This is a genomic window from Sinosporangium siamense, assembly GCF_016863435.1.
Classification (GTDB): domain Bacteria; phylum Actinomycetota; class Actinomycetes; order Streptosporangiales; family Streptosporangiaceae; genus Sinosporangium; species Sinosporangium siamense.
Genome location: NZ_BOOW01000044.1, coordinates 71,984 through 89,444 on the forward strand (window position 1 = coordinate 71,984; position 17,461 = coordinate 89,444).

A 17,461-nucleotide genomic window follows, 5' to 3' on the forward strand; every position below is an offset into this window, starting at 1 on the left:
GCGTGTACGGCGGGAGCCCGGGCATGGACGAGTTCGGTTGACATATAAGCAACGCTAGTTGACTAATTCGTGGATAGTCAACCAAAGTTGCTTATTGCGAGGACATGATTTCCAAGGCCACCTCGACCGGGTCGCCGACCGGCTCGGACTGATACTCGGTGCGGCGGTCGGCCCACTCCTGGCCGAAGGCGTTCCAGTCGGCGGGGCCCGAGGCGAAGAAGGCGCTCCACCGCGCCTTGTAGTAGTCGCCCGTCAGCCCCGCCCAGTCCCGGTTGGCGTAGTCCGCCAGGACGGCGGCGTCGGCGTCCCCCCACACGGTGATCAAACGCTTGGCGGCACGTTCGATGAGGTCGGCCTCGGCCTCGTCGGCGCCCCAGCCACGTGCCGCACGCAGCCAGCGGCCGAGCAGGAACTCGGGCCGGGTGGCCAGGAGGCGCTCCTGCCGGTCCATCAGGTCGAGGAACGCCTGCTGCGCCGCGGGGCCGGCGAGGTCCGCGGCGAGCGCGCGGGCGCGGTCGGCGAGCACCTGGCGGGTGACGTCGACCACGTCGTAGCGGTAGGTGTCGGCGTCGCGCAGCCTGGGTGCGGCGGCGAGCAGGAGGCGCCAGGCCTTCTCCAGGTCGGCGGGGTCGTAGTGGAGGCGGCGTGGTCCGACGACCGACGCCTGGTCGGGCGCGGGCGAGGGCGCGGCGGCCAGCACGCTGTCGGTCGAGGCGTAGATCTGGAAGTCCTTGAAGACCTCCTCGTCGGGAACCGGCGCGCCGAGGGAGGACGACGGGCCGAAGTCAGGCCCCCAGTCCGCGTAGACGGACTCGCGCAGCACCCGCCAGGCGGCCAGGGCGTCGGGGTCGTCCTGCCCGTAGCGGGCGCGCACCCAGCCGGGCAGCCACTCCCCCAGGTCGATCGGCCGCTCGGTCCAGGTCAGGTCGGCGAACAGGTCCCAGACGACCGGGTTGGTGTCCACGCCCTCGGCCATGTTGGCCAGGCCGTCGGCGCCTCGCACGGTCGCGGGGACGGCGGCGATGTCGGGCAACGACCCGTAGAGGCCGTGCCGCCCCCCGTAGTTGGGCAGGATGCCGTAAGCCCAGGGTGCGCCCTGGAAGCCGGCCTTCTCGCGCCACGCCGTACCGGTCAGGTCGACCACCAGCAGCCGTGAGCGGTCGAGCGCGGCCAGGAGCTCCTCGCGCGGGTTGCCGGCCCACGCCTGGATCACCCACAGGTAGCCGGGGTCGGCGGCGCGCAGCGCGCGTTCGACCCCGGCGGCGGCCTCCGTCAGGGAGGCGTCGCCGATCAGGCCGCCCTCGTGGAGCAGGTCGATCGCCCACGCGTCGTGACGGCCGAAGCGCTCGCGCTGACGGCGGTAGAAAGCCTCGGCGACGGCGGCGTACTCGGGGGTGGAGGTGTCGAGCCAGTCGGGCCTGCGCGGCCCGGCGACGTTCATGAACCACAGGCCCTGGTCGACGGTGACCGCTCCCGGATTGCGCTTGACGAAGCCGTCCGGGACCGTACCGGAGAAGCCGGGCAGGATCGGCCTGATGCCGAGCTCCCGCATGCGCCCGAGCACCCGGCGGGCCAGCTCGGCGCGCCGTTCGACCAGGCCGCGTGAGGTGCCGCCGCCGAAGCTGTGGATGTTGTTGAGCCACTGCCACGCCTGGTGGGAGGGCGGCACGATCCACTCCAGCAGTTCGCGTTCGGTGTAGCCGAACTCCTGGAACGCCTCCAGCCAGACGGCCTCCTGTCCGAGGGTCAGGTGCGCGGCGTTGACGCCGGAGGCGGCCAGCAGGTCCAGCTCCCGCTCCCAGTCGGCCCACTGGTGGAAGGCGGTGCTGTAGCCGGCGACGGTCAGGTTGTAGGCCACCCGATGCCGGTACGGCGAAGCCGCGCGAATCGTCTCCCCGGGCGGCGGCGCCGTCGCGGGAAGCTGAACGCCCCACCGGGAGACGTGGCCGTGGGCCACCTCGCGCAGATAGCGGTTGAGCGCGGCGGCCACGGCGACCGGCCCGGTCCCGGCGAGCACGGTCGTGCCGCCCTCCGGGCGGATCTCGAAGCGCTCCTGGTCACCGTCCAGAGCGCGGACCTCGATGGTGTCGGCCAGCGGCCCTGCGAGCCTGCGCACCGCGTCACGTGCGGCGTCGATCCACTGCATGCCCCGTCCTCTCACAAAAGTGTCTCAGTGCGACAATTGTTAGCAGATAAATTTTTCTCCACCAAGACTGTTGTCGCACTGGGACACTTTCTCTACAGTGTGGCCATGACGGGACTCCGCGAGCGCAAGAAGACCTCGACCCGGCGCGCCCTCATCGAGGCGGCCCTGAACCTGTTCGAGGAGCAGGGCTTCGAGGCCACGACCGTGCAGCAGATCGCCGACGCGGTCATGGTGTCGCGCAAGACCTTCAACCGCTACTTCGCATCGAAGGAGGACGTCGTCCTCGCCCACGAGGAACAACTGATGGACGACTGGCTCGACGTCATCGACGCGCGCCCCCGCCACGAGTCGGCCCTCACCGCGCTGCACCGCTCGTTCCGTGAGATCCTCACGGGTCCCGGACGCCACCCCGACGAGATGAACCGGCGCCTGCGCGTCCAGACGCTGCTCCAGGACAACCCCGCCCTCATGGGCGAGAACATGCGCCGCTTCGCCGTACGCGAGGAGCGCCTCGCCCGCCACCTGGCCGCACGTTCACCGGTCGGCCTGGGTTTCGACGCGCGGGTGCTGGCCTCGACCGCCTTCGCCGCCGGCCGGGTCGCCGTCCAGGAGTGGGCGGCCGGACCCGACCCCGACGTGGAGAGCAGTCTCCAACTGATCGACCGCGCTCTCTCTCGGCTGGCCGATCTCCCGCCCCACCCTGAACCACCCTCCCCAGAGGAGTAGCATGACCGTCCCCCTCAGCCGGCCCGCCACCACCCCGCGGACCGGCCGCCTTCCCCTGCTCTTGGCCACGATGTTCGCCTTCAACACCACCGGCTACATCGCGATCACCGCGGCCGTGCAGATCCTGCTCCCCACCCAGGTGGCGGCGGCCGACCCGGTGGGCAAGCTCACCTCGTTCGGGCTGGTGACGGGGATCAGCGCCATCGCCTCCGTCGGAGTCCCGCCGATCGTCGGGGCGCTCTCCGACCGCACACGCGGCCGATGGGGCCGCCGCACCCCCTGGTTCCTCTACGGCGGACTCGCCACCGCCGCCGCCCTCGTCCTGCTCGGCTCCCTCTCGACCGTCACCGGGCTGCTGATCGGGTGGTTCCTGGTCCAGGGCGCGGTCAACGTCGGCCTCAACATCGTGCTCGCCGTCGTCGCCGACCGGGTGCCCTCCCGCCGCCTCGGCCTCGCCTCCACCCTCAACGGGCTCGGCATCCCCGTCGGCGGCGCCATCGGCACCTGGGCCGGGGCGCTGCTCGTGGACTCCATCCTGCTCGCCTACTGCCTGCTGGCCGTCGTCTTCCTCGCCGGCTCGCTGGTGATGGCCGTGGTCGCGCGGGAGACGGCCGGTACGGCAGGGCGCACCGCACGCTCGTTCAAGGAGGAGCTGGCCGCGGCGGTGGAGAGCCTGCGCACCCGCGACTACGCCTGGGCTTTCGCCGCCAGGGCGGTCATGTTCCTCGGATATTTCATGGCGAGCTCCTTCTCCCTCTACGCGCTCACCGACTACATCCAGTTGCCCGGGGGGCTCGCCCCCGCCACCGCGGCCGCCACGCTGGGCCTGGTGACCACCGGCTTCCTCGCCCTCGGCATGATCGTCATGGGCCCCCTCGCCGACCGCCTCGACAGGCGCAAGCTTTTCGTCCTGCTGTCGTCGTTGCTCATCGCGGTCTCCACCGCCATGCCCGTGCTGTCGCCCACCTGGAGCACGCAGCTCGTCGCCGCCGTCCTCAGCGGCATCGGGTTTGGAACGTACCTTTCTGTGGACCAGGCACTGGTCACGCTGGTACTGCCCGCCCGCGAGGACTCCGGGCGCGATCTCGGGGTCTTCCACATCGCGCTCAACGCGCCCCAGGTTGTCGCGCCGTTCATCGCCGCTGTCGTCGTCGGCGGGCTCGGTGGCTTCCCCGGGCTTTACGTGGTCGGCGGGCTGCTGGCCCTCGTGGGGTCTGTGTTCATCGTGCCGATCAGGTCGGTGCGCTGACTCGGGACTTTGCAGTCCACTCTCTGGGATGCCTACCCGCGGATCTCTCGCGGGTAGGCGTTTCCCCTTGTCCGCTCCCCTTGTCCGCGCGGAACCCGGGTCGACGTTTCCGGACCGGCCGGCGGGAGCCCTACCGGCGGGACCGGAATGCCTTACCGGTGGGTGGCGGCGACGGCGGCCTCGGCCGCGGCGATACGAGACTGGTCGTCGGGTTCGTCGCTCGCCCACCCGACGTGGCCGTCCGGGCGGATGAGTGCCGCGAGCACACCCGTCCAATCGGGGTGGGGTTCGGCGAGGGGCGCGCCGGAGTGGACCACGGGCAGGCCTGGGCCGGCCGGGGTCTTGCCCGTGAGGTCGAGCAGCACGTGACGGCCCGGGTGGAGCAGGGTGAACAGGTTGTGGCCGGCGAAGCGCAGGTCGGGCGCCCGGCGGCCGGTCAGCGGGTGGGCGGCGGGGTCCGAAGGGGCGTAAGCGACGTCGAGGGCGGTGACACGTTCGGCGAGCCTCCTGGAGAGGGCGGGGACATCGGCGATGAGATCGCTGAGCACCGTGCGCAGAGCCTGGGGGCCGGTGGTGCGGTGGCCTCGGGGCCGGCCCGGGAGGAGCAGAGCATTCCGCCGTCCGGCGACGACCGGCTCGACCGCGTGCTCGCCACCGGTGCCTATCCGTTCCTCAGCGCGGTCTCGCCTCACCTTCCGACCAGCTCGTTCGGCGAGCGGCTGGACTACGGGCTCGCATTGATCCTCGGGGGGGCTCGCCGGGCGCGGGTGAGCGCCGGTTGTTTGCCAATGCCGCAAATGCCTTTGTCATATCCGCATCTCTCGGTGCACGGTTGTCACAGAACGGAGACGACACGCAGGAGCAGGCACATGACTTTCCCTCACAGTCGGTCCGGCGGTGACAGGCGATACGACGTCGTGGTGATCGGCGGCGGGGCGGCGGGCCTGGGCGGCGCCCTGGCCCTGGGCCGGGCCCGCCGTTCGGTCCTGGTCCTCGACAGCGGACAGCCCCGCAATGCCCCGGCACAGCGGATGCACGCCTATCCCGGGCGGAACGGCACGCCACCCGCCGAATACCTCTCCGACGTCCGGCGGGAGGCGAGCGGCTACGGCGTCCGGATCGAGGAGGGCACCGTGGTGGGCGTCGACCGGGACGACCAGGGCTTCCGGGTCGCCCTCGCCGACGGCGGCTCGGTGCACGCCGCGCGGCTGCTGGTGACGACCGGGCTGGTCGACGAGCTGCCCGACGTGCCCGGGGTGGCGGAGCTGTGGGGCAGGGATGTACTGCACTGCCCCTATTGCCATGGCTGGGAGGTGCGCGATCAGGCCATCGGTGTCCTGGCGACGACTCCCCTGGCCGTGCACGCCGCGTTGATGTGGAGGCAGTGGAGCAAGGACATCACCCTCTTCCTCCACACCCTTTCCGGCCTCGACGAACTCGGCGACGACAAGCGCGAGGAACTCGCCGCCCGCGACATCACCGTGGTGACCGGCGAAGTGGTGTCCCTGGAGGCGCAGGCCGGGCGGCTGAGCGGGGTGCGGCTCGCCGACGGCGAGGTCCGGGCGTGCCAGGCGCTGGTGGTCGCCCCGCACATGACCGCCCGCGCCGCGTTCCTCACCACACTGGGCCTGGAACCGGTCGAGCAGGAGATGCACGGCACCGTCATCGGCAGCCGCATCCCGGTCGACCCGGGCGGGCAGACCACCGTCCCGGGGGTGTGGGCGGCAGGCAACATCACCAACCTCTCCGACCAGGTCATCGGCTCCGCAGCCGCCGGCGTGCGCGCCGGCGCGGCCATCAACGCCGACCTGACCGCCGAGGAGACCCGCCGCGCCGTCGCGGCCCGCCGGGCCCTGTTCTCAGCGGAGGTGGAAAGCCAGGTCTGCGAACGCGTCCTCGGCACCCGCCGCCACGGCCTGTGACCCTTCCCGGGCTACGTATGCCACTGCGGGCACACCGTCGCGCGGTTCCGGGAGTGGCTGGACAAGAGGCACGGCGGCATCGACGGGCTCAACGCGGCATGGCGCCGGCGATACAGCTCGTGGGAGGACGTGCTGCCGTCCGAACTCCCGACCCGCACCTACAGCGAAACGATGGCCTTCGGCGCGTTCCTCACCGACCGGGCCGCCGAGGACCTCTCCTGGCGGCGCGACGCCGTGCGGGCGGGCGGCGCTGCGCGGCCGATCACGGTCCACACGGCGTTCCCCTCGGTCTTCTGCACGGGCGAGTTCTTCGAATACGAGCCGGCGCCAGCCCGGGGCAACGACTTCGACCTGGCCGACCGGGTCGACGGCTTCGGCTCCTCCCACTTCCCTGCGTGGATGCACACCGCGCCGGTCGACTACGCGAGCCGGCTGGAGGCCAACCACAGCGCCGCGGGCGACAAGGAGGTGTGGATCTCCGAGTTGCAGGGGCGCCGCCGCAGACCACGGCCTGCAGGCGATGAACCCGGTGCCCTACCGCACCCAGGCCCGCTGGATCTGGAACGGCGTGGCCCGCGGAGCCAAGGGCGTCGCCTTCTGGTGCTGGCGGGACGAGGTGTTCGGCCGCGAGTCGTCGGGGTTCGGCATCGTCGGCGACGACGGCCAAGGTTGCCCTCGGCCAGGCGGCCCGGGGGAAGATCCAGGTGACACGCACTCAACCTTCCACCGGGCGCGGGGGTTCACCTCCGGCCCACCACCACGGTCGCATACTCCTCTTCCGAGGTGGCCACGCTCGCCTTCAGGCCGGCGCGGGTGAAGGACTCGAGTGTGCGTGCGGCCTGGTGTTCGCCCGTCTCGACCAGCAGGCATCCGCCGGGGGCGAGCCACTGAGGGGCGGCGGCTATCACGCGGCGCTGCACATCCAGGCCGTCGGCGCCGCCGTCCAGGGCCACCCTCGGTTCGTGATCGCGGGCCTCGGCCGGGAGGAGGCCGAGCTCGTCGGTGGGGACATAAGGGGCGTTGGCCACCAGGATGTCGATGCGGCCCCGCAAGGCGGCGGGCAAGGGGGTGTAGAGGTCACCTTCGTATACCGTGCCGCCGACCGGCTCGATGTTGCGGCGCGCGCAGCGGACGGCAGCCGGATCGATGTCGACGGCGTGGAGCTCCAGTCCGGGAAGGGCCGTGGCGAGAGCGGTGCCGACGGCGCCCGAGCCGCAGCACAGGTCGACGGCGACCGAGGCGGCCCGGCCGAGATCCACGGCCCGCCGGACAAGGAACTCGGTGCGGCGGCGCGGCACGAACACCCCCGCCTCGACGGAGACACGCAGACCGCAGAACTCCGCCCAGCCCACGACGTGTTCAAGCGGCAGACCGGCGGCGCGGCGATCAGCCATGGCGTCGAGCTCGGCCGGGGTGCGGGCGGCCGAGACCAGCAGCTCGGCTTCCTCTTCGGCGAAGACACAACCCGCGGCCCTGAGCCGGGAGACGATGGCGGACAGGGGGAGAGAAACAGACGACATGAGAGCCTTTCACGATGAAGGGCGCTCGCCGGTCAGCTCACACGGGCTGACCTTCCGACCGAAAGGCGAGAGCACCCAACCTGGCCTGGCATGAGCGAATCTCACCTCCTCATGTCGCACTCCGCAGGGATGGCAACCCTACCGTGAATCCCCTCCCCCAATCACCGGCATTTCCGCCCCCACCCCGCGCGCTCGGGGCCGGCTGAAGGTCAGGGGAACAGTGCCGGCGCACTCTGGCCGACGACGGGAATTGCGTTCCGAATTCCTGCATCGCCGCCGCGCCACCGCCGAGCGAATGAGAGTTCCGGTGACGGGAGCGGCCCGCCCCGGGGCCGAGTGGGCGCGCTAGCGTCGGGGCATGGCGACGACGGTGGATTTCTGGTTCGACCCCTCATGTCCGTACAGCTATGTGACGGCGCGGTGGCTGCGTGAGGTGACGAAGGTCCGGCCTATCGAAGTGTGCTGGCGAGTGATGAGCCTGTCGGTGCTCAACGAGGGCCGGGAGGTCGATCCGGAAGGTGACACCGAAGGCTATCTGTGGTTTCCCGCCCGGGTCTGCGCTGCCGTGCAGCGTGAGCACGGGCATGAGGCGCTCGGGCGGTTCTATGAGGCCTTGTGGACCACGGGGGACGAGGGGCAGGACTGGCTCGCGCCGTTCGAGCGGGCGCTGGAGGCGGCGGGGTTGCCGGTCGCGCTGGCCGGGGCCGGGTCGTCGGCGGACTACGACGGGTTCCTGCGGGCGTCGCACGCCGAGGGGATCGGGCTGATCGGGGATCACGTGGGGACGCCGATCGTGGCGACGACGGGTGCCGAGGGCGGGCGGGTCGCGTTCTTCGGGCCGGTCATCTCCCAGGTGCCCACGGGTGAGCGGGCGGGGCGGCTCTGGGACGGCGCGGTGCTGGTGGCCGGCACGCCTGGGTTCCACGAGCTGAAGGGGACCCCGCACGAGGAACCCCGGCTGCACGATTAGGCCCGCCGGGGCACGACACGCGGTGGGTGAGCCACTCGGCATAGGTATGGGCGGGCCTCTCCCGGCTCAGGCCAGGGGTGGGAGTCTTCCGCACTCTCACCCCTAGACCGACGGCACACCGCCGTGAGCGAAGCCGAGGCGAGGGGTCGGCTTCACGCGTCCGGCACGTCAGGTGCTCACTTGACGAAGTCCTGCACGACCTTCGGCGGCCAGGTGCCCACCTTCAGCACCCCCATGGAGTAGGCGCGCGACACGAGCGCGGCCCGGTTGGGCACCCGGAGCTTACGGAACAGGCAGGTGACGTGATATTCGACGCCCTGCCGGCTCAGATAGAGGCGTGAGGCGAGGGGCACGGTCGAGACCCCCGCCGCGATGCCCTCCAGGATGCGGGCGTCGATCTCACTGAGGATCTTCTTGCGGTTGGTGACCACCCCCACATCCTCGGAGCCGTAGTCCGAGGTCATCATCACAAGGATCGCGAACACGTCGGGCGTGCCGCCGCGCACGGCGATGGCCGCGAGCGGCACGGTGAACGCCGCGCCGTCGGCCCCGACGGCGATCACGTCCGTGGCGAACCGGTCACGCCTGCCGTCGAGGAGCCCGGCGAACTGGCGCAGCAGCGGCTGCCGCACGCTCGGATGGACGAGGTCGACGAAGGTGCGTCCGCAAAGCTCACCCGAGGAGCTGCCGAATCTCCGGAAGAACTCCTGATTGGCCTGCTGGATGGTGAGAGTCCGGTCTAAGCAGGCCATGTTCAGCCCAGACTGCTGGAAGTTCGAAGCATCCTCATTTGAGGCAACATTGTCGGGTTTGAGACCATGCGCCATGTTTTGCGGTAGGCCAACCAGTGCGGGAACGTAAATCACAAATGAACCCCTTTCCCGTTGCGGCGGAGAATATTCGCACAGCGAATGCTGCACAGCAGCATGCCCTTTACCGATGGAATCAATCATGGATACGCACGCATTAAACATGACCGACTTGCGGCCCGCGCCGAACGGCGGGCCTCCGCCTCACCTTTCCGCACTTCACAGCGGGGCGACCGGCGGGCGCGGCGGGGCAATGCCCGTTGAGCGGCGTTCGCGCACGTGCTGGATTAACACTGCCTTAACATTTCTCATTCTCCGCGCTTTTGCCGGCGGACCCCTATGGCCGACCGGGGGCCGACATATCACCCGGGCACTTAAACAAACACGCCTACGCCTCACACCCCCCGGCGGTGTTCTCCCGACAGAATGGCGACAACGGAGCACTGCGCCATTTTCCTCCCTTTTCACCACGAACCCCCAGAAGGGCGCCGCACGCTCCTCCGCCCCACCGACCAGGCGAAGACCGCCCCACGCCGTACGGCGAAGCCTCGAATCCCGGCCCCGGCCCGCGCGGGAGGAGGGCGGCCGGGCACCCGCCGCCCTCCTCCCGGAGCGGCCGGCCCCCGCGGCGCCGCGCGCCGGCCGGAAAACGCTCTGGGCACCCGGCGGGGAAATCCCGCCGGAAAAACAATTGTGCGGTCCTGCGACAGGAAAGTGCCAGACCCGGCAAAGAACACTCCTCGCACCCGGAAGCGCATTTGAGAATATGCGCTGAGAACGCATGCCTCATCGCGATGCGATCGACTTGAGCAAGCGTACCCGAGCGACCGGCCGCCACCGCGTAGGGAAACCATCAAGGGAACGGCCCCGGCTATATGTAATCCATCAAGACAGGCGACCGCCTTTTCCTGCCGCCGGTCCGCCCTCGTGCACACCCGCGCGCGCGATCCATGGCGGCAAACGCCCCCCTCCGCCCGCCGCCGCTTTTCCACCGCCCGGCAGGACACCGCCCGATATGACGCGGCTCACTGCGGATCTCCGTACGGCACGGCCCCGGCGCCGCCGGGGTGCCGCGTGGCACGGAAGCAGGGGGAAAGAGGCCGAGTCTAAGGATTTCCCGGCGCCCGGCGTGAGATCACATTGGGTGCACTCAACACCTCTGTTAGGAGTCCGATGAGCACCCCCGCGAGGCCGATCCTGTTCGTCAGCCTGCCGGAGAGCGGCCTGCTCAACCCGCTGCTCGTGCTGGCCGGAGAGCTGACCCGGCGCGGGGTGCCCGACCTGTGGTTCGCCACCGACGAGCCGAGGCGCACCGAGGTCGAGCGGCTGGCGCGGCGCACACGGGTGGCGTTCGCCTCGCTCGGCGAGGTGTTCGGCGAGTTGTCGGCGGTGACCTGGGACGACGACGTCTACCGGGCGGTGACCCAGACGTCGCGGTTCAAGGCCCATCGCGCCGTCGTCAGGCACTCCTATCGCCCGGATCTCCACGCGGAGAAATTCCGCCGGCTGGAAACGGTGGTGGACAAGGTCTCCCCCGCGCTCATGGTCATCGACTGCATGAGTGGTTTCGCGATCGATGTGGCCTTGTCGCGGGAGATCCCGTTCGTGTTGAGCGTGCCATTTCTACCGAGCAACGTGCTGACCTCGTACAACCCATTCGGCCGGTCGTATACGCCGCGTGACTTCCCGGTGCCGCATTCCGGCCTGCCGTACCCGATGCGATTCACCCAACGTCTGAGCAACACCGTGTTCCGGCTTCGCACGCTCGCGATGTTCTTCAATCCGGCGCTCGGAAAGCTGCTGTCGGAGGACGCGAGATACCGCAGGGAGCTGCGTCTTCCACGGCCGGATCCGATGACCAGGATCGAAAAAGCGGACCTGGTGCTGTGCAATTCCATCGCCGAGCTGGACTATCCCTTCGAGATCCCGGAGAAGGTGAAGCTGGTGGGCGCGATGATGCCGCCGCTCCCGGAGGCGCCGCGCACCGAGCCCGGGCCCGCCGACTGGCTCGACGCGCAGTCGTCGGTGGTCTACATGGGGTTCGGCACGATCACCCGGCTCACCCGGGAGCAGGTCGCGGCACTGGTGGAGGTCGCGCGGCGGCTCGACGGCAGGCACCAGGTGCTCTGGAAATTACCCAAGGAGCAGCAGCCGCTCCTGCCGCCGGCCGCGACGCTCCCCGGCAACCTCCGCGTCGAGAGCTGGCTCCCCTCCCAGCTCGACGTGCTGGCCCACCCGAACGTCAAGGTGTTCTTCACCCACGGCGGCGGCAACGGCTTCAACGAGGGGGTCTACTTCGGTAAGCCGATGGTCATGCGGCCCCTGTGGGTGGACTGCTTCGACCAGGCCGTGCGCGGCCGGGACATCGGCATCAGCCTCACCCTCGACCGGCCGCAGGAGGTCGATCCGGAGGACGTGCTCGACAAGCTCACCCGGGTGCTTGAGGATCCCGGTTTCCGGGAGCGCTCCCAGTCGCTCGGCGAGCTTCAGCGGCGGGCGGGCGGCAGGTGTGCCGCCGCCGATCTCATCTGCGACCTGCCGGTTCTGGCCCAACGAGCCTCCGCCTGAGAGCGAGACTGCTATGCCGTACCTGTATCCCGTGTCCCAGCCATATCTCACGGGACGAGAACTCGAATATGTGACCGGGACGATCAACGACGGGTGGATCTCCTCCCAGGGCCCCTTCGTGCAGCGCTTCGAGCGCGCGTTCGCCGACTACCACGGCAGCGCCCACGGCGTGGCCTGCGGCTCGGGCACCGCGGCCCTCACGCTGGCGCTGCGCGCCCTCGGCGTCGGGCCGGGGGACGAGGTGATCGTGCCGGAGTTCACGATGATCGCGTGCGCCTGGGCGGTCACCTACACCGGCGCCACACCGGTGTTCGTGGACTGCGCCGACGACATGAACATCGACGTCACGCGGATCGAGGAGAAGATCACCCCGCGGACGAAGGCCATCATGCCCGTGCACATCTACGGGCGGCGCTGCTCCATGGCCGCGATCATGGACATCGCCTTCGAGTACAACCTGCGTGTGGTCGAGGACTCCGCCGAGGCGATCGGCGTGCGGCCGGTGGGCGACATCGCCTGCTTCTCGTTGTACGCCAACAAGATCATTACCGCGGGTGAGGGCGGCATCTGCCTCACCGACGACCCGCGGCTCGCCGCGCAGCTCGCCCACCTGCGGGGCATGGCCTTCACCGCCGACCACAGCTTCCTGCACAAGAAGCTCGCCTACAACTTCCGCATGACGGCGATGCAGGCGGCGGTCGCGCTCGCGCAGGTGGAGCGGCTCGACGACATCCTCGCCGCGCGCCGCGAGATCGAGCGCCGCTACGACCTCGGTCTCAAGGACATCCCGGAGGTCACGGTGATGCCGCCGCGGGATGTGCTGTGGATGTACGACATCCGCGCCGAGCACCGCGACGAACTGCGTGTCTTCCTGGAGGGCGAGGGCGTCGAGACCCGGCTGTTCTTCAAGCCGATGAGCCGCCAGCCGGGCTATTACACGCCGGAGTGGCCGTCCCTCAACGCGAGCCGGTTCAGCGCGGACGGCCTCTACCTGCCGACCTACACGGCCCTGACGCCCGCGGACCAGGACTACGTCACGGGGAAGATCCGCTCCTTCTACGGCACGGCCTGAGCTAGAGTCGAGAGAGGCGGACAACCGCGATGGGCACCACCGAACCGAGGGTCGTCGACTTCCCGCTGCGCAGGCCGGGTGAGCCGTTCCCCCCGCCGCGCTACGAGGACTACCGGCACCACGAGGGCCTGGTCGTGTCGCACCTCCCCAACGGGAACAAGGTGTGGCTGGTGACGCGGCACGAGGACGTGCGCGCCGTGCTCACCAACAAGAAGATCAGCTCCAATCCCGATCACAAGGGGTTCCCGAACATCAGCGACACCATGGGCGTGCCGCGGCAGGAGCAGATTCCGGGCTGGTTCGTGGGGCTGGACTCCCCCGAGCACGACCGGTTCCGCAAGGCGCTCATCCCGGAGTTCACCGTACGGCGGGTGCGGCAGATGCGCCCGGCGATCGAGCGCACGGTCGAGGAGCGCATCGACGCGATGCTCGCCGCGGGCGACCACGCCGACCTGGTGGCCGACTTCGCGCTGCCCGTGCCGTCCCTGGTGATCTCGACGCTGCTGGGCGTGCCCCCGGTGGACCGCGACTTCTTCGAGTCCCGCACCCGCACCCTGGTCGCCATCCGCGCCTCGACCGACCGCCAGCGGGACACCGCCACCAAGGAGCTCCTGCGCTACATCAACCGGCTCGTGGCCATCAAGGAGAAGTGGCCGGGCGACGACCTGATCAGCAGGCTGCTGGCCTCGGGCACGCTCGCCGCGAACGAGATGTCGGGCGTGCTGATGCTGCTGCTCATCGCCGGGCATGAGACGACGGCCAACAACATCGCCCTCGGCGTGGTGACGCTGCTGCTCAACCCCGAGTGGGTCGGCGACGACCGGGCCGTGGAGGAGACGCTGCGCTTCCACTCGGTGGCCGACCTCGTGTCGCTGCGGGTGGCGGTCGAGGACGTCGAGGTGTCGGGGCAGCTCATCAAGGCGGGCGAGGGCATCATTCCCCTGGTGGCCGCGGCCAACCATGACGCCGAGGCGTTCGCCTGCCCGCACGCGTTCGATCCGGCGCGCACCGAGCGGCACCACGTGGCGTTCGGCTACGGGGTGCACCAGTGCCTCGGCCAGAACCTCGTCAGGGTCGAGATGGAGATCGCCTACCGCAAGCTCTTCGAGCGTATTCCGGGCCTGCGGCTCGCGGTGCCCGTGGAGGACCTGCCGTTCAAGCACGACGGGGTGCTGTGCGGCCTGCACGAGCTGCCGGTCCGCTGGTAGCCCCCGCCGGACGTCGCACAGCACTGTCGCACTGTCGCACACCACACAGGAGAGAACATGCGGATCAGCGTCGACCCCGACCGCTGCGTCGGGGCGGGCCAGTGTGTGTTGTCGGCCCCCGAGGTCTTCGACCAGGACGCCGACGGGATCGTCACCGTCGTCAACGCCCGGCCCGCCGACGATGAGGCGGTGCGGCACGCCGGCGAACTCTGCCCGTCGGGCAGCATCACCCTCCACGAGGACTGAAGGGACACCGGCTCCGGCGGTGCCCTCCGAGAAAGGATCCCCTTGGTGAACGCCACGGACAACTCGACAGCCCTGTGGCTGCGGCGTTTCCAGCCGACCGCGGACAGCCCGGTGCGGCTCGTCTGCTTCCCCCACGCCGGAGGTGCCGCGAGCTTCTACCGCCCCGTCTCGCTCAGGCTCGCGCCGGGCGCCGACGTGCTGGCTGTGCAGTACCCCGGCAGGCAGGACCGCCGGCTGGAGCCGTGCGTCGAGGACATCGGGCTGCTGGCCGACCGCATCGCGGACGAGTTGCTCCTCCTCGACGGCAGGGAGACGGTGTTCTTCGGCCACAGCATGGGAGCGGTGCTCGCCTTCGAAACGGCGTGGCGTCTTGAGCAGGAGGGGACACACGCCCCGAAGGCGGTCGTCGCCTCCGGACGCCGCGCCCCCTCCACCACCCGCGCCGAGACGGTGCACCAGCGCGACGACGAGGGCATCCTGGCCGAGCTCATGCTGCTCGACGGCACGAACGCACAGATCCTCGGCGACGAGGAGATCCTGCGCATGGCGATGCCCTCCATCCGCGCGGACTACGGCGCCATCGAGCGTTACCGGTGCGAGCCGGGCCGCAGGCTCCGCTGCCCGATCACCGCCCTCACCGGCGACGCCGACCCCCGCACTTCGCTTGAGGAGGCGCGGGCGTGGGCCGGCCACACCGAGGGCCGGTTCCGGCTTCAGGTCTTCCCCGGCGGCCACTTCTTCCTGGCCCGGCACCAGGCGGCCGTGTGCGCCGAGATCACGCGTGAACTGGGGGCCGGCTGATGCGCACCCTGCTCGTCGACAACTACGACTCCTTCACCTACAACCTGTTCCACTACCTGGCGCGGGTCAACGGGCGCGAGCCCGAGGTCATCCGCAACGACGACCCGGGGTTCCGTACGGCATGGCTCGACGAGTTCGACAACGTCGTGCTGTCGCCGGGGCCCGGCACGCCGCACCGGCCGGCCGACTTCGGGCTGTGCGCGAGCATCGCCGGGGACGGCCGCCTGCCGGTGCTCGGGGTGTGCCTCGGGCACCAGGGTCTCGCGCTGATCCACGGCGCGACGGTGGAGCGGGCACCCGAGCCCAGGCACGGGCGTTACTCGACGGTGCGGCACAACGGCGCCGGCCTGTTCGACGGGCTGCCGCAACCGCTGGAGGTCGTGCGCTACCACTCCCTCGCGGTCACCTCGTTGCCGCCCGCCCTCGCCGCCGTCGCGTGGGCGCGGGACGACGGCGTCGTCATGGCGCTGCGCCACCGCGACCTGCCGCTGTGGGGGGTGCAGTTCCACCCCGAGTCCATCGGCACCGAGGCGGGCCACCGCCTGCTGGCCAACTTCCGCGATCTCACCGAGCGGCACGGGCCGCGGCGCCGGACACCCGTGGTCTCCCGGCCCGCCGCTCCCGCCTCCCTCCCAGCCGGCGCGGCGGTCCACCCGGCGCGGGACGAGGTACGGCGGATGCGGCTGCTGGCCCGGCCCCTCACCACGCGGTGGGACCCCGAGGTCGTGTTCGACCGGCTGTTCCGCTCCGGCAGCCACCCGTTCTGGCTGGACAGCAGCAGGCCGGGCGGCACGCTGGGGCGGATCTCCGCCATGGGCGACGCCTCCGGCCCGCTCGCCCGCGTCGCGACCGCCGACGTGAACACCGGCACGGTGACGGTGACCGCCCCCGGTTCGACGCCCGTGCGGAGCCTCCACGGCCCGGCCGAGCCGGAGGAGGTGGTCGAAAGCCCCTTTCTGGAGTGGCTCGACCGCGACCTGCGGTCCTTGCACGTCGAGGCGCCCGAGTTGCCGTTCGACTTCGCCCCCGGCTGGGTCGGCTATCTGGGCTATGAGCTGAAGGCCCAATGCGACGGCGACCTCGCGCACCGCTCCCCCGACCCCGACGCGGTGATGGTCTTCGCCGATCGGGCGGTCGTGCTGGACCACCACACCGACACCACCTATCTGCTGGCCCTCGCCGACGGCGCGGTGGAGGACGCGGCCCGCGCGTGGCTCGCCACCGTCGAGGCCGATCTCGCCGCGCTCGCCGGGCAGGCGCCCGAGCCGTGCGCGGCGCCCCCCGCGCACACCGCCGCGGACCCGCTGCTGCGGCACGACCGGGAGAGCTACCTCAAGCTCATCGACACCTGCCACGAGGAGATCGGGGCCGGTGAGACCTACGAGGTGTGCCTCACCAACATGATCGAGACCGATTCCGACCTCGCGCCCTGGCCCGCCTACCGGTTCCTGCGCCGCGTCAGCCCCGCCCCCTTCGCCGCCTATCTCGACTTCGCCGGCCTCGCGGTGCTGAGCACGTCCCCCGAGCGGTTCCTGCGCGTCGACCGGCACGGGACGATGGAGTCCAAGCCCATCAAGGGCACCCGGCCGCGCGGCGCCACCCCCGCCGAGGACGCGCTCCTGATCGCCGACCTGCGCACTAGCGAGAAGGACCGCGCCGAGAACCTGATGATCGTCGACCTGGTGCGGCACGACCTCGGCCGCTGCGCCGAGGTGGGGTCGGTGAAGGCCGACCCGGTCTTCCAGGTGGAGACCTACGCGACGGTCCACCAGCTCGTCAGCACCGTGCGGGCGCGCCTGCGCCCCGGCGCCGGGGCTGTGGCCGCCGTGCGGGCGGCGTTCCCCGGCGGCTCGATGACCGGCGCGCCGAAGATCCGCACGATGCAGATCATCGACCGGCTCGAAGGCGGGCCGCGCGGCGTCTACTCCGGCGCGATCGGCTACTTCGCGGTGACCGGCGCGGCCGACCTCAGCATCGTGATCCGGACCGCGGTCGTCCGCGGCGGCAGGCTGCGCTACGGCGTGGGCGGCGCCATCACCGCGCTGTCGGAGCGGCAGGCGGAGTTCGAGGAGACGGTGGTTAAGGCGCGGCCCCTGCTGGAACTCCTCGGCACCTCGCTCCCAGGTGCCACGCTTCCAGACACAGCACTGCCCGGTGAAGGCCGTCCCGTCAGGCTGCACACCCCGGCAGACCCGTCCATGGCCGGATTTCCCGGGAGGTAACC

General features: G+C 70.6%; 14 protein-coding genes and 1 pseudogene. 11 read left to right on the forward strand and 4 right to left on the reverse strand.

Annotated elements, in window-relative coordinates; all coding sequences use genetic code 11:
• Positions 1–91: 91 nt before the first annotated feature.
• On the reverse strand, positions 92–2,146 hold the full coding sequence (locus Ssi02_RS32465) for an alpha-N-acetylglucosaminidase (RefSeq protein ID WP_204031401.1): 2,055 nt from the start codon (positions 2,144–2,146) through the stop codon (positions 92–94).
• Between the two features lie 105 nt (positions 2,147–2,251).
• Here Ssi02_RS32465 and Ssi02_RS32470 point away from each other — a divergent pair, with 105 nt between their 5' ends.
• Both Ssi02_RS32470 and Ssi02_RS32475 read left to right on the forward strand, forming a co-directional pair.
• The gene (locus Ssi02_RS32470; RefSeq protein WP_204031402.1) at positions 2,252–2,872 is read left to right on the forward strand and encodes a TetR/AcrR family transcriptional regulator; all 621 of its coding nucleotides are present in this window, start codon (positions 2,252–2,254) and stop codon (positions 2,870–2,872) included.
• 1 nt (position 2,873) lies between these two features.
• Positions 2,874–4,121, forward strand: coding sequence for an MFS transporter (locus Ssi02_RS32475; protein WP_204031403.1), 1,248 nt, complete (start codon positions 2,874–2,876; stop codon positions 4,119–4,121).
• A 152-nt stretch (positions 4,122–4,273) separates the two neighbouring features.
• Here the strand turns inward: Ssi02_RS32475 and Ssi02_RS32480 are convergent, their stop codons facing one another.
• Positions 4,274–4,813, reverse strand: coding sequence for an aromatic-ring hydroxylase C-terminal domain-containing protein (locus Ssi02_RS32480; RefSeq protein ID WP_204031404.1), 540 nt, complete (start codon positions 4,811–4,813; stop codon positions 4,274–4,276).
• 177 nt (positions 4,814–4,990) lie between these two features.
• Here Ssi02_RS32480 and Ssi02_RS32485 point away from each other — a divergent pair, with 177 nt between their 5' ends.
• Together Ssi02_RS32485 and Ssi02_RS32490 are read left to right on the forward strand one after the other, a co-directional pair.
• Positions 4,991–6,043, forward strand: coding sequence for an NAD(P)/FAD-dependent oxidoreductase (locus Ssi02_RS32485; RefSeq protein WP_204031405.1), 1,053 nt, complete (start codon positions 4,991–4,993; stop codon positions 6,041–6,043).
• Between the two features lie 30 nt (positions 6,044–6,073).
• Positions 6,074–6,751: pseudogene (locus Ssi02_RS32490) on the forward strand (beta-galactosidase); the annotation flags it as partial.
• Positions 6,752–6,783: 32 nt separating this feature from the next.
• On the opposite strand, the gene Ssi02_RS32495 reads toward Ssi02_RS32490, so the two are convergent.
• Positions 6,784–7,563, reverse strand: coding sequence for a putative protein N(5)-glutamine methyltransferase (locus Ssi02_RS32495; protein ID WP_204031406.1), 780 nt, complete (start codon positions 7,561–7,563; stop codon positions 6,784–6,786).
• A 358-nt stretch (positions 7,564–7,921) separates the two neighbouring features.
• Between Ssi02_RS32495 and Ssi02_RS32500 the strand changes: the two genes are divergently transcribed.
• Complete coding sequence (locus Ssi02_RS32500) at positions 7,922–8,533, forward strand: mycothiol-dependent nitroreductase Rv2466c family protein (RefSeq protein WP_204031407.1); 612 nt, start codon at positions 7,922–7,924, stop codon at positions 8,531–8,533.
• Between the two features lie 176 nt (positions 8,534–8,709).
• Here Ssi02_RS32500 and Ssi02_RS32505 read toward each other — a convergent pair whose 3' ends face one another.
• Positions 8,710–9,507: a LuxR C-terminal-related transcriptional regulator gene (locus Ssi02_RS32505; RefSeq protein WP_307825843.1), complete on the reverse strand. Its 798-nt coding sequence runs from the start codon at positions 9,505–9,507 to the stop codon at positions 8,710–8,712.
• A gap of 1,008 nt (positions 9,508–10,515) precedes the next feature.
• Between Ssi02_RS32505 and Ssi02_RS32510 the strand changes: the two genes are divergently transcribed.
• The 6 genes from Ssi02_RS32510 to pabB are packed head-to-tail and all read left to right on the forward strand — an operon-like array spanning position 10,516 to position 17,459.
• Positions 10,516–11,910: a glycosyltransferase gene (locus tag Ssi02_RS32510; RefSeq protein WP_204031409.1), complete on the forward strand. Its 1,395-nt coding sequence runs from the start codon at positions 10,516–10,518 to the stop codon at positions 11,908–11,910.
• A 13-nt stretch (positions 11,911–11,923) separates the two neighbouring features.
• Positions 11,924–12,982, forward strand: coding sequence for a DegT/DnrJ/EryC1/StrS family aminotransferase (locus tag Ssi02_RS32515; RefSeq protein ID WP_204031410.1), 1,059 nt, complete (start codon positions 11,924–11,926; stop codon positions 12,980–12,982).
• A gap of 29 nt (positions 12,983–13,011) precedes the next feature.
• Positions 13,012–14,190: a cytochrome P450 gene (locus Ssi02_RS32520; protein ID WP_204031411.1), complete on the forward strand. Its 1,179-nt coding sequence runs from the start codon at positions 13,012–13,014 to the stop codon at positions 14,188–14,190.
• Positions 14,191–14,247: 57 nt separating this feature from the next.
• Positions 14,248–14,436: a ferredoxin gene (locus tag Ssi02_RS32525; RefSeq protein WP_204031412.1), complete on the forward strand. Its 189-nt coding sequence runs from the start codon at positions 14,248–14,250 to the stop codon at positions 14,434–14,436.
• 45 nt (positions 14,437–14,481) lie between these two features.
• Positions 14,482–15,237 (forward strand): thioesterase II family protein, encoded by a 756-nt coding sequence (locus Ssi02_RS32530; RefSeq protein ID WP_239130193.1) that lies wholly within the window; start codon positions 14,482–14,484, stop codon positions 15,235–15,237.
• On the forward strand, positions 15,237–17,459 hold the full coding sequence (gene pabB, locus Ssi02_RS32535) for an aminodeoxychorismate synthase component I (RefSeq protein WP_204031413.1): 2,223 nt from the start codon (positions 15,237–15,239) through the stop codon (positions 17,457–17,459). Before Ssi02_RS32530 ends, pabB begins: the two co-directional genes overlap by 1 nt.
• Positions 17,460–17,461 lie beyond the last annotated feature (2 nt).